Origin of the sequence: Salegentibacter sp., assembly GCF_041642575.1 — a bacterium.
Classification (GTDB): domain Bacteria; phylum Bacteroidota; class Bacteroidia; order Flavobacteriales; family Flavobacteriaceae; genus Salegentibacter.
The window spans coordinates 1-11,374 of record NZ_JBEPWD010000013.1 but is presented as its reverse complement, the minus strand read 5'-3'; the positions used below and the strand labels follow the sequence as shown (position 1 = coordinate 11,374).

Sequence of the window (11,374 nt, the reverse complement as noted above, 5' to 3'; positions counted from 1 at the left end):
AGCGACCAATGGTTCCTCAAAATGAAAGATATGGCACAACCTGCTTTAGAAGCAGTGGTTAATAAGGATATTAATCTTGTACCTGATAAATTTCTGAATACCTATAAGCACTGGATGGAAAATGTTCGGGACTGGAATATTTCAAGACAGCTGTGGTGGGGACACCAGATTCCGGCCTGGTATTTTGGAAGTGGAAAAGAAGACTTTGTAGTTGCAGAAACCGAAGAAATAGCATTAGAAAAATCTAAGTTGAAATCCGGTAATAGTGAATTAAAAGCTTCCGGTCTTTCCAGGGATAAGGATGCCCTTGATACCTGGTTTTCTTCCTGGTTATGGCCAATGAGTGTTTTTAACGGAATTCTGGAACCTGAAAATCCTGAAATCAAATATTACTATCCTACCAACGACCTTGTTACCGCTCCTGAAATTTTGTTTTTCTGGGTAGCACGTATGATCATGGCAGGGTATGAATATCGCGGTGAAAAACCTTTTAAAAATGTCTACCTTACAGGAATTGTGCGTGATAAGCAACGCCGGAAAATGTCTAAATCCCTGGGGAATTCACCTGATCCTCTTGGTCTAATTGAGCAATTTGGCGCCGATGGCGTTAGAGTAGGTATGCTTCTGAGCTCTCCTGCCGGGAACGACCTGATGTTTGAGGAAGAGCTTTGTAAGCAGGGAAGTGCTTTCAGTAATAAGATATGGAATGCATTCCGATTGGTGGAAGGATGGGAGATTTCTGAAGAAAAAGAGCAGGATGAAACCTCAAAAATTGCAATTGATTGGTATACGGCGAAATTCAGAAAAAGCCTTGCAGAGATAGAAGATCATTATTCAAAATATCGCATCAGTGATGCCTTGATGGCCACTTATAAACTGGTGTGGGACGATTACTGCTCCTGGTTTCTGGAAATGGTAAAGCCTGCTTACGGCGAGCCCATTGATGCTAAAACCTATAAGGCGGTGATCGCTATCCTGGAGGATAATTTAAAAATCCTTCACCCATTTATGCCATTTGTTTCGGAAGAAATCTGGCAGGAGATTAGTAAAAGAACTCCTGAGGAGGCTCTAATCGTATCAAAATGGCCTGAGTTAAAAGATTATGATCAGAATATTATCGATGAATTTGTAGTGGCTTCTGAAGTTATTGCTGGAATAAGAAAGATCAGAAAAGAGAAGAATATCTCTTTTAAGAACAGCATAGATTTTATGGTGTTAAATAGCGAGAACACCTCTGAAGTATTTGATCCGGTTATCATTAAAATGGGAAATATCGCTGAATTTAAGACGGTAGACAGCCAGGTGGAAGGGGCACTTTCTTTCAGGGTGAAATCAAACGAATATTATATTCCGATTACCGGAGCTGTAGATGTTGAAGCTGAAATAAAAAAGATGGAGGAGGAGTTGGCGTATACCCGTGGTTTCCTGAAATCTGTAGATAAGAAACTTTCTAACGAGCGTTTTGTGAATAATGCTCCGGAGCAGGTTGTAGCTGTGGAAAAAGCCAAAAAAGCCGATGCAGAATCTAAAATTGAAGCTTTAGAATCCAGCTTAAAGAATTTGAAGTAATCCGGAAATTTTAAATTGGCGAACTACTCAGGTATTTCGCCAATATGTCTTTCAACAAGGGCGATATATTTTTCCTGAGCATCTTTTCTGCTTAGGTCCTTAACTTGTACCAAAGCATTGATCTTGAAGGCACTTCTTAGATCACCTTGTTCGGAAGCGGGCATATAAAAGCCATTTTTTTCGGTGGCTCTTTTATAATAGGCATAAAAACTCAGCATAATGTCGGGGGGAAAACTAAGTTCAGTAGTGCTGGCTATTTCATAAGCCCTGTTGAATTTTTCTTCTATCAAATCTGACATTTTTAAGCCTCTTCAATTTTGGCGATAACACTTAAACCACCTTTCACCTTCTGATTTAATTCTACCGTAATTGGAGTATTAATGGGTAAAAAAACATCTACTCTCGATCCGAATTTTATAAAACCGCTGTCGCTTCCCTGGATCACTTCTGAACCTTCTTCAGCGTAATTCACAATTCGCTTGGCTAAAGCTCCCGCAATTTGCCTGTAAAGTATTTCTCCGGCAAGCCTGGTTTTTACTACTACGGTTGTTCTTTCGTTTTCTTCGCTGGATTTGGGATGCCAGGCAACCAGAAATTTTCCCGGGTGATATTTACTGTAGATCACTTTTCCACTTACGGGGTGTCTTGTAACGTGAACGTTTAGGGGAGACATGAAAATGGAGATCTGCAATCTTTTTTCATTAAAATATTCCTTTTCAAGAACCTCTTCAATTGCAACAACTTTTCCGTCCACCGGTGCAACAATATGCGCATCGTGAAGCTGGGTGTTGCGTTTCGGATTTCTGAAAAACTGCACAATAAGCAGGAACAGGAAAACAGAAACCACCAGTACTGAAAACTGGATCCAGTACCTGTTTATTAAACTATAAGAAACCACATTAATTGCAATAAGGATTATTGCAGCAAGGGCCATTATTTTATATCCTTCTTTATGAAACATAATTTAATAAGTATAGGTACGCGTAAACAAACGGGCTGGCAAAGATAATACTATCTAGTCTGTCAAACAATCCTCCGTGGCCTGGCATTAATTTCCCGCTGTCTTTTACGCCCGCCTGTCTTTTGAATTTCGACTGAATTAAATCCCCCAAAGTCCCAAAAACACTAAGAATGAGGGCCATCCCAAGCCAGATGGAAAAAGTTAAAAATTGGGTATAATAAAAAATAAAAAAACTGGCTACAGCACTAAATACTAAGCCGCCAAGGAAACCTTCTATGGTTTTCTTTGGTGAAATCCGCTCAAAAAGCTTCTTTCGGCCAAAATTCTTACCTATAATATACGCAAAAGTATCGTTTGTCCAAATTAACACGAAAATCCCAACCACTAACTTAGGGATAAATACCCCATGAATAGTGGGAAGTAGGGTTAAGAATATTACTGAGGAGATCAGGTAAAATATAATTATGATGTACTTCTTTTTTTCAAATACCGGGATCTTCTGTACTACCATAAGGTCTTTCACCAGGAATAAATTCACGAAAATCGTAATAAAAAGTAAAAGGACTGTGGCATCCTGGTTGAATTTTAAATAGCTGAAGAGGTAAAATAGAAGAGCCTGAACAGCGTAAAGTGCATAGCTTTTAAGATGAAGAAGCTTTTGCATTTCTATCAGGCATACCAAGCCCAGAAGGTAGAAAAGGCTTATAAAAACAAGTTCATCATGAAGTATGGAAGCAACCAAAATGGATATGTACAATAATCCTGAAATTGTTCTTATAATAGCTTCCCTCATGTGTTATAGATCTTCCAGCAGGAGCAAATATAAGTTTTTCGTGCTACTTCCATAACTCATAAAATCACCTTCTTTTTGAGTTTCGAAGTTTTTTATGGTAGTTATATTAGATGGGATTCTTTGTTTATTACGGGATTTTATGCCTTTAAGGCCTTCACCAATAGTGTCTACCAATTGGCTGGTAGAAGAAATAATCACGAAATTTTCAGGTAATTCATTAAGTTTACATTCCTTAATCTGGTTTGAAGAAATTAAGATAGAACCATCATTTGCTACCAAAAATTCACAAGGAGAAAGATAAAAAGCAGCTGAACCTGACCTGGTGAATTCCAGGTTAAACCCTTTAAACCTGTCTTTTAAATTCTGATCAAAACAGCAACATTCAGATTCATACCAGTCATTTTCCAATAATATGTTATCGAAAGCTTCCTGCACCTCTGTTTCGTCTTCGCAATAAAGGAATTTTCCGCCGTTATTTTTAAAATTGAGCATAAAACGCTCATCGGTAGGAAGTTTAACTTCCGGCATATATTTGCCCCGATCAGCATTTTCAGGTTTTTCCTGAGTCTTGTCTGATTTAGATTTAGGGTTAAGAAATCTTCTAAATAGACTCATAGAGTTTGGGTGTGGTTCTAAATCTCATTTTAACCAAAGGTAAAAAATCTTACTTTAACTTACATTAAAATAAGATTTTTTAAACCGTGGTTATAAACTATTTGTTAATGGAGTCGTTTTCTGAAATTTCAGATTCTGTCTCGTTGGACTTTGACTCCTCCTCAGAAGGTTTTTCGGAGTTTTTAGAAGCTTCCTCTTTTTTCGCTCTCTTTTTAGCTTCTTTCTTATCTTGTTCAGCTCTAGCCATATCCTTATCTTTTTCAAAAGGGCGGGCTCCGAATATTTTCTCAAGGTCATCCTTGAAAATAACTTCTTTGTCCAGTAAGATGTCCGCAAGTTCAGTAAGCTTGTCTTTGTTTTCTGTTAGAAGAGCTATGGCTCTTTGATATTGAGCCTCTATAAGATTAGAGATCTCCTTATCTATTAATTCTGATGTTTTCTCGCTGTAAGGCTTTGTGAAATTATATTCACTCTGGCCTGAGGAATCGTAATAAGTAAGGTTACCAACGGCCTCATTTAATCCGTAAATGGTTACCATTGCTTTAGCCTGTTTGGTTACTTTTTCAAGATCGCTGAGTGCTCCGGTAGAGATTTTATTGAAAATAACTTTTTCGGCTGCACGGCCACCAAGAGCAGCACACATCTCATCAAGCATCTGTTCGGGTCTTACAATAAGTCTTTCTTCAGGGAGATACCAGGCCGCCCCTAAGGATTGCCCACGAGGAACTATCGTCACTTTTACCAATGGAGCAGCATGCTCCAGCATCCAGCTAACAGTAGCGTGCCCTGCTTCGTGAAAAGCAATCGCTTTTTTCTCGTCAGGAGTGATAATTTTATTTTTCTTCTCAAGTCCCCCAACAATACGGTCTACCGCATCCAGAAAGTCCTGTTTTCCTACTGCCTTGTTCCCTTTTCTTGCTGCAATAAGTGCAGCTTCATTACAAACATTGGCAATATCCGCTCCGCTAAAACCGGGAGTTTGCTTGGCAAGGAATTCGGTGTCAAGTTCCTCTGCGACCTTTTTCAGGGGCTTAAGGTGAACTTCAAATATTTCTTTTCTTTCGTTAAGGTCCGGCAAGTCTACATAAATCTGACGGTCAAAACGACCTGCACGCATTAATGCTTTGTCTAATACATCTGCGCGGTTTGTTGCAGCAACCACAATTACATTGGTGTTGGTTCCAAAACCATCCATTTCAGTTAATAGTTGGTTAAGGGTGTTCTCGCGCTCGTCGTTAGATCCTGAAAAGTTACTCTTTCCACGGGCACGACCTATTGCATCTATCTCATCAATAAAAATTATTGAAGGTGATTTTTCTTTGGCCTGTTTGAAAAGGTCTCTTACTCTTGAGGCGCCAACTCCTACAAACATTTCCACAAAATCTGAACCTGAAAGTGAGAAAAACGGCACCTTGGCTTCACCTGCCACAGCTTTTGCTAATAATGTTTTACCAGTTCCTGGGGGGCCTACAAGTAATGCTCCTTTGGGAATTTTACCACCCAGAGATGTATATTTATCGGGATGTTTAAGAAAATCTACAATCTCCTGAACTTCCTCTTTAGCGCCTTCAAGACCGGCAACATCTTTAAAAGAAGTTTTCACATCGGTATTCTGATCAAAAAGCTTAGCCTTTGATTTACCTATATTAAAGATCTGTCCTCCGGCACCGCCACCGCCACCGCTGCTCATTCTTCTCATAATAAAGATCCAGATCCCGATTATAAGCACAAATGGCAGTAAGGTTATAAGGATTTCACCCATTACATTGCTTTGGGTGTCATAAGTGACTACGGTGTCGAGGTTTTCTTCCCTTTTAATTTCAGAAATAGTATTTTCAAAGTTCTGAAGATCTCCAAATTCAAAAGTATAAGCGGGAGTTTCGCCGGTAGCAAACATTTCGGGATCCTGTGCATCCTTATGAACTTCTTTTTGCCTCGCGTCTTCCGTAAGGAATACCTGGGCCTGATTTCGGTTGATGATGAGTACTTTTTCAACATCACCGTTCTTTAGGAAGGTTTGAAATTCTGCAGGGTTTGTTTTTGCCGGTTCACTAAAACCGCCGCCACTGAAGAAATTGATTCCTAAAAAGACTAATATTATCGCAGCATAGATCCAGTATGCGCTAAATTTTGGTTTCTTCGGATCGATATTTTTCTTGGGTTGTTCTTTCGCCATTCCTGGTAGGTCTTAAAAAAATTTAATAATTAGTCTCAATTGAGGTGATCTTTGCATCTCCCCAGAGACTTTCGATATCGTAAAATTCCCTGATGTGTTTTTGGAAAACGTGAACTACAACATTCACATAATCCATTAAAACCCACTCGGCATTTTCACTACCTTCAATATGCCAGGGTTTGTCTTTCAGTGATTTACTAACCGTTTTTTGGATAGAGTTGACTATGGCGTTTACCTGCGTGTTTGAAGTACCACTACAGATGATAAAATAATCGCAAACTGTATTTTCAATTTCTCTTAGGTCTAGAATATCAATGTCATTTCCCTTTACCTCTTCTATCCCTTTTATTATATGTGCAATAAGTTGATCGCTGTTCGTTTCCTTTTTTACCATTAAAATTTTTTATTTTCGCAAAGTTATTACTTTTTAAGCTTTTTTAGAGCCTGTTAACACAAGATTTAACTCCATTGCGACTTGCAATTCATACATGCGTATAATCAAAGTTAATGCCACCGATTCCACTAACGATTTCACCCGGGATCTCTACCGGGGGAAATCAGATTTTGAGCCTACCTGTGTTTGGGCCAAGAATCAAACAAGGGGGCGCGGTCAGCGCGGTTCCGGCTGGATGTCGAACCCGGGTCAGAACCTTACCTTTAGTATCCTGTATCCCAGAATCGAGGTTGAAGTAAACCGGCAATTTCTTCTTAGTGCAGCGGTGTCTGTGGCGGTAGTAAATGCTTTGGAAAGTTTCAATATTCCCAACCTGAAAGTTAAATGGCCAAACGACATAATGTCAGGAAATTTTAAAATCGGGGGGATACTTATTGAAAATATTCTAAAGAATAATCAAATGTCAGCTTCAATAATCGGGATAGGTCTTAATGTTAATCAAACAGAGTTTCCTGACTTGCCTCAGGCTGCATCAATAAGAATGCTAACAGGAATTACCTATGAGCTCGAGGAGGTACTGGCCGGGATTATGGCTTCAATTGAGAAAACTTTAGCTTCAATTTCTATTTCCAATCAAAGTCTGGTGTTAGAGGAGTATGCCGAAAAAATGTTCAGGAAGGATGTGGTTTCTACATTTCAATATCCTGATAAATCTTATTTAACCGGAATAATCAGGGGCGTGACCACGGCCGGAAGATTGAATGTGGAAATTGAAAACTCAGTTTTTAAGACTTTCGATCTGAAGGAACTGAAACTCATGTATTAAAACATAAAACCCCGGAAATTTCCAGGGTTGAATTTTTCTGATTTAACCTAAACTTAAAGTTTGGCTGCGTTTTCTGACAGGGTATTTATAAATTTCTGAAGTGGTCCCTTTACCATCATGGCCATCATCGCATTAAATTCGCCGTCAAATTCCATAAATACCTCGCTTTGCTTTTCCCCTGCTGCTTCAATATGAATATTCAGTGAGAAATTCAACTTTTCGGAAGTCGAGCCCAAAACTACCAATTCGGGTTCTTTGGTTTCTTTGATCTCCAATTGAATTTCGGGCATGCCTTTAAGGCCAAATAAAAATCTATCTTCAGCTTTAACTTCAAATTTTTGAGTGCTTTCCGGCATTAATTGTTCGTAATTTTCAACATTGGTCAAAAATTCAAACATTTCCTGTTGACTCTTTCCGGTGGTAACTTTTTTACTTTCTAAATGCATGTTTATTTTTTCCAGTTGCTCGGGTCCTGCCTCCATTCTTTTAGAATCTCGGCCTCCGAAGCGTTTATATAGTTTATACGTTGTGCGGTTTCCAGTAGATAATCATAGTTGCTTAAAGTGTGCAATTCCACTTCTGCCTTCTTAAAATTCTCTTCTGCGGTTTTGAACCCATAAGTGAAAATGGCAAGCATCCCTTTTACATTGGCACCGGCCTCAGTGAGGGCTTTAACCGCATTCAGGCTGCTATTTCCTGTACTGATAAGATCTTCGATCACCACTACGTTTTGCCCCTCTTCCAATACACCTTCAATTTGGTTTTTGCGACCATGGCTTTTAGGCTCCGGCCTTACATAAATGAAGGGAACACTTAAATATTCAGCAACCAGCATGCCGATACCTATCGCGCCGGTAGCAACTCCCGCAATAACATCGGGCTTACCGTATAACTCTTCGGTTTGTCTGGCGAAATGCTCTCTGATGTAATTCCTTATTGGAGGATAGGATAACACGATCCTGTTGTCACAATAAATGGGAGATTTCCAGCCACTGGCCCATGTGAAAGGAGCTTGTGGTTCTAATTTTATTGCTTTAATTTGCAGTAGTAGTTCAGCAGTTTTCTTTGCTGTTTCTTTATTCAAAATCATAATACAAATGTATAAAGTTTTTGTCAATGATGTTCCAATAATTCTTTCTACAAAAAAAGATATTGGGGAAAAATACACATCTTTCCCTATTAAAAAGGTTAAACTCAAGCGCATCATTAAACAGATTAATAAAGGCGAACTGCTATTCGTTAATCTTTATCATGAAAAAGAAGAGAAGCTTTTTAAGCACTTATTCAAAAAACTGCCCGTTGTGACCGCAGGCGGAGGTATGGTCTTTAATGACAAAAAAGAGATATTGTTCATTTACCGGAATAAGCGCTGGGATCTACCAAAAGGGAAAACCGAAAAAGGAGAGGATATTGAGGCCTCTGCCATTAGAGAAACGGAGGAGGAAACTGGAATTAAGAATCTAAAGGTTACCGGATTCATGGCAAAAACCTATCATGTTTTTAAACGAAAAGGAAAATTCAGATTAAAAGTTACGCACTGGTACGAAATGTATTCTGACTATACCGGAGAACTTATTCCCGAAGAAAAGGAAGGTATTAAAAAAGCTAAATGGAAGAATTTAGAAAAAGCCCAGAAAGCTCTTCAAAAGTCCTACGCGAATATTCGGGAGCTTTTTCCAGCGAAATATTTATCTGGGAACTCTAAAAACAGGGTAGCGTAAATGCGATTTTTCGTAGTGCTTAGAATTCTTATGCAGCCAGCTTAACTGGGCATAGGAGTTATTTGCGAATTCCAGGTCATTGCGCTTTTTCTCTTCAAACTCTTCTTTTAATTCTGAATCATTATCCAATAGCTCTTTGGCCTCATCTTCAAAAACGTAAGGCGAAAAGCCCTCTTTTTGCTGAAGAATGGGATCGAAAAAATTCCAGTTGAAAAATGAATCGGGAGCTGTGGGTTCCAGGGTCTCGATTAAATACCTCGCACCGTCCTGAAAAGTCCTCACATAGAGATCACCTTTGCGAAAGCGTACTGAATCTATGCTGCTGGAAACTTTGGTGTTTTGATGCATATAATGCCCTTCATAAGCCCTTTCTGAAGTTTCATAATCTTCAATTCGATAACTTTCTACCAGGATTACGGTATCCCGCTCCAGGGGCTCTAACTTAATTTGATTGAGTTCAAGAAGTTCTGTAACGTTCCACCAGCCCTGAGGAATTATATAAGCGCGTGGTATTTCTATTCTGTCCTCTGCAACATAATTGTCGTAATATTCAATCTCTTTGGTAAAGGGCTTATCGCGGTTATATTTTAACAGCTCTCCGCCGGTGACTTCGCTGGTAACTCTTTCTCCTTCAAAACCTTTAAATTCCCTGAGGCTAGGATTTTCCATATCGGGCTTAAAATTAAGGTCGTACCAACGATCAGTAAGATATTTTCTTCTAGCCCGGTCACGGAGATCTTTGATATTTTCCTTTTGAGCATCGGTATAATTAATAACGGAATTCAAGAAGTCATAAGTCCCTTCGACCCTTTCTTTATAAGGCTTTAGCATATGAGTTTCCAGGATTACTCCCAGGGTATTAAACAAGGTGGTGTAACCTGTAGAATATCTCGGCGTATCAAGAAACTGATTAAAGCCTTTCTCCGGAACCTGATTAAAAACATTCACGTAAGGGGTGATCCCCCAATCTTTATTCCGGAGAGAATCCTCAATTGCAGGCATCATCCTTTCGTTTAAATATTCCCCCAGCTCCCCACCAAGTTTGTTGTGCTGGGTGAATAAATGTGTCAGGGTATATTGATAATCTGCGCCATTGGTCACGTGATTATCAATAAAAACATCGGGTTTGACCATGTGGAAGATCTCATAAAAGCTTCGGGCGTTCCTTGTATCTGCTTTGATGAAATCGCGGTTGAGGTCGTAATTTCTGGCATTCCCTCTAAATCCATATTCCGCGGGCCCGTTTTGGTTGGTTCGGGTTGTGGAATTTCGGTTTAAGGCGCCACCAACATTGTAGATAGGGATGGTAGCAATAACGGTGTTACCGGGAGTTTTTATCGAATCCCCGGCCAGGTCCCGAAATAACATCATGGTAGCGTCTATGCCGTCACTTTCTCCAGGATGAATTCCATTATTGATAAGTATAACCGCATTATCCTCTCTGAGGTTTTCAAAACTGAAATTTTCATTTTCGCTGAAGATGGCGAGATGCAAGGGTTCTCCGCTATCGGTTCTGCCTATTTCCTCCAGACTGATATTAGCATTTGCATTTGCGAGTTCCTGGTAAAATTCTATTACTTCTTCATAAGTGGCGGTTTCCTGACCTTCTGATTTTTCAAATCTGGTTAAAAAATCGAAATCGTTAACCAATCGATATTTTTCCAGATCGCAGGAAATCAGTAAAAAAGCCCCAAGAATTATCAGGATATTTTTTTTCATATAAACTTAAGAAATTATGGCATAAACTTACTCAAAAGCCTTAAAGCAGCCAAAACCTTCATGAGAATTGATGGCTTTAAATCCGCTGTTAAATTAAACTTAATCACCATGAAATACTTTTCCGACTTTAAAATTAGGGTTAATTTTAAGTATAACTTGATAAATTATGAGATTTAATATCAGCCTTTTATGTATCTGTCTGCTTTTTTCCGGATTAGGGATCGCACAGGTGAATGAAGATTTAAGTGAAAAAAGAAAACAGGAGTTGGCGAACCGGGAACCGGATGTAGTGGAAACAGCTATAGGTCCTCTCGAACTTCCACCGCCTTTTTCTTCAGAATCGGTGACCAAAGAAAGCAAAGTCATCGATTGGCCTGAAGATAAGACTCCAAAAGCGCCAGAAGGTTTTACGGTTACCAGGTTTGCGGATGACTTTAAGCATCCTCGTCAAACTTATGTCGCTCCCAACGAAGATATTTTTGTGGTAGAATCCAACACAGAAGACAGTGCCGATCGAATCACCATTTTACGTGATGAGGATGGTGACGGAAAGCCGGATTTCAGAGATGTTTTTCTTGAGGATCTGAATCAGCCTTACGG

Annotated in this window: 12 protein-coding genes and 1 pseudogene; 4 read left to right on the top strand and 9 right to left on the bottom strand. The window is 39.3% G+C overall.

The annotated features are described in order from the left end of the window. A partial coding sequence (locus tag ACESK1_RS04060) for a class I tRNA ligase family protein (RefSeq protein WP_372918179.1) occupies positions 1 to 1,569 on the top strand: 1,569 nt, incomplete at its 5' end. Positions 1,570 to 1,592: 23 nt separating this feature from the next. On the opposite strand, the gene ACESK1_RS04055 is transcribed toward ACESK1_RS04060, so the two are convergent. From ACESK1_RS04055 to rsfS, 6 genes are all read right to left on the bottom strand, one after another. Beyond that, the gene (locus tag ACESK1_RS04055; protein WP_372918177.1) at positions 1,593 to 1,868 is read right to left on the bottom strand and encodes an acyl-CoA-binding protein; all 276 of its coding nucleotides are present in this window, start codon (positions 1,866 to 1,868) and stop codon (positions 1,593 to 1,595) included. 2 nt (positions 1,869 to 1,870) lie between these two features. Next, on the bottom strand, positions 1,871 to 2,530 hold the full coding sequence (locus ACESK1_RS04050) for a phosphatidylserine decarboxylase family protein (RefSeq protein WP_372918175.1): 660 nt from the start codon (positions 2,528 to 2,530) through the stop codon (positions 1,871 to 1,873). Beyond that, entirely contained in the window at positions 2,520 to 3,323 is an 804-nt protein-coding gene (locus ACESK1_RS04045; RefSeq protein ID WP_372918173.1) for a phosphatidate cytidylyltransferase, read from the bottom strand. Before ACESK1_RS04045 ends, ACESK1_RS04050 begins: the two co-directional genes overlap by 11 nt. Before the next feature lie 3 nt (positions 3,324 to 3,326). Further along, a complete protein-coding gene (locus ACESK1_RS04040) occupies positions 3,327 to 3,938 on the bottom strand; it encodes an LUD domain-containing protein (RefSeq protein WP_372918171.1) in 612 nt (203 codons plus the stop codon). A gap of 97 nt (positions 3,939 to 4,035) precedes the next feature. Next, entirely contained in the window at positions 4,036 to 6,114 is a 2,079-nt protein-coding gene (gene ftsH, locus ACESK1_RS04035) for an ATP-dependent zinc metalloprotease FtsH (protein WP_372918169.1), read from the bottom strand. Between the two features lie 22 nt (positions 6,115 to 6,136). Further along, positions 6,137 to 6,508 (bottom strand): ribosome silencing factor, encoded by a 372-nt coding sequence (gene rsfS, locus ACESK1_RS04030; RefSeq protein ID WP_372918167.1) that lies wholly within the window; start codon positions 6,506 to 6,508, stop codon positions 6,137 to 6,139. Between the two features lie 94 nt (positions 6,509 to 6,602). Between rsfS and ACESK1_RS04025 the strand changes: the two genes are divergently transcribed. Next, positions 6,603 to 7,334, top strand: coding sequence for a biotin--[acetyl-CoA-carboxylase] ligase (locus ACESK1_RS04025; protein WP_372918165.1), 732 nt, complete (start codon positions 6,603 to 6,605; stop codon positions 7,332 to 7,334). A gap of 53 nt (positions 7,335 to 7,387) precedes the next feature. Here ACESK1_RS04025 and ACESK1_RS04020 read toward each other — a convergent pair whose 3' ends face one another. Further along, the gene (locus ACESK1_RS04020) at positions 7,388 to 7,780 is read right to left on the bottom strand and encodes an SRPBCC family protein (RefSeq protein ID WP_372918163.1); all 393 of its coding nucleotides are present in this window, start codon (positions 7,778 to 7,780) and stop codon (positions 7,388 to 7,390) included. A 2-nt stretch (positions 7,781 to 7,782) separates the two neighbouring features. Further along, entirely contained in the window at positions 7,783 to 8,424 is a 642-nt protein-coding gene (gene pyrE, locus ACESK1_RS04015; RefSeq protein ID WP_372918161.1) for an orotate phosphoribosyltransferase, read from the bottom strand. A 7-nt stretch (positions 8,425 to 8,431) separates the two neighbouring features. Between pyrE and ACESK1_RS04010 the strand changes: the two genes are divergently transcribed. Beyond that, entirely contained in the window at positions 8,432 to 9,055 is a 624-nt protein-coding gene (locus ACESK1_RS04010) for an NUDIX hydrolase (RefSeq protein ID WP_372918159.1), read from the top strand. Here ACESK1_RS04010 and ACESK1_RS04005 read toward each other — a convergent pair. Beyond that, positions 9,023 to 10,774: a M14 family metallopeptidase gene (locus tag ACESK1_RS04005; RefSeq protein WP_372918157.1), complete on the bottom strand. Its 1,752-nt coding sequence runs from the start codon at positions 10,772 to 10,774 to the stop codon at positions 9,023 to 9,025. The two genes, ACESK1_RS04010 and ACESK1_RS04005, sit on opposite strands and share 33 nt — an antisense overlap. A 166-nt stretch (positions 10,775 to 10,940) precedes the next feature. Between ACESK1_RS04005 and ACESK1_RS04000 the strand changes: the two are divergent. Continuing rightward, a pseudogene (locus ACESK1_RS04000) lies at positions 10,941 to 11,374 on the top strand (sorbosone dehydrogenase family protein); the annotation flags it as partial.

Excerpts from the sequence above, each read along its gene's own strand:
- pyrE (WP_372918161.1), bottom strand. The coding sequence starts at position 8,424 with ATGATTTTGAATAAAGAAACAGCAAAGAAAACTGCTGAACTACTACTG.
- ACESK1_RS04005 (WP_372918157.1), bottom strand. The coding sequence starts at position 10,774 with ATGAAAAAAAATATCCTGATAATTCTTGGGGCTTTTTTACTGATTTCC.
- ACESK1_RS04010 (WP_372918159.1), top strand. The coding sequence starts at position 8,432 with ATGTATAAAGTTTTTGTCAATGATGTTCCAATAATTCTTTCTACAAAA.
- rsfS (WP_372918167.1), bottom strand. The coding sequence starts at position 6,508 with ATGGTAAAAAAGGAAACGAACAGCGATCAACTTATTGCACATATAATA.
- ftsH (WP_372918169.1), bottom strand. The coding sequence starts at position 6,114 with ATGGCGAAAGAACAACCCAAGAAAAATATCGATCCGAAGAAACCAAAA.
- ACESK1_RS04020 (WP_372918163.1), bottom strand. The coding sequence starts at position 7,780 with ATGCATTTAGAAAGTAAAAAAGTTACCACCGGAAAGAGTCAACAGGAA.
- ACESK1_RS04050 (WP_372918175.1), bottom strand. The coding sequence starts at position 2,530 with ATGTTTCATAAAGAAGGATATAAAATAATGGCCCTTGCTGCAATAATC.
- ACESK1_RS04040 (WP_372918171.1), bottom strand. The coding sequence starts at position 3,938 with ATGAGTCTATTTAGAAGATTTCTTAACCCTAAATCTAAATCAGACAAG.
- ACESK1_RS04055 (WP_372918177.1), bottom strand. The coding sequence starts at position 1,868 with ATGTCAGATTTGATAGAAGAAAAATTCAACAGGGCTTATGAAATAGCC.
- ACESK1_RS04045 (WP_372918173.1), bottom strand. The coding sequence starts at position 3,323 with ATGAGGGAAGCTATTATAAGAACAATTTCAGGATTATTGTACATATCC.
- ACESK1_RS04025 (WP_372918165.1), top strand. The coding sequence starts at position 6,603 with ATGCGTATAATCAAAGTTAATGCCACCGATTCCACTAACGATTTCACC.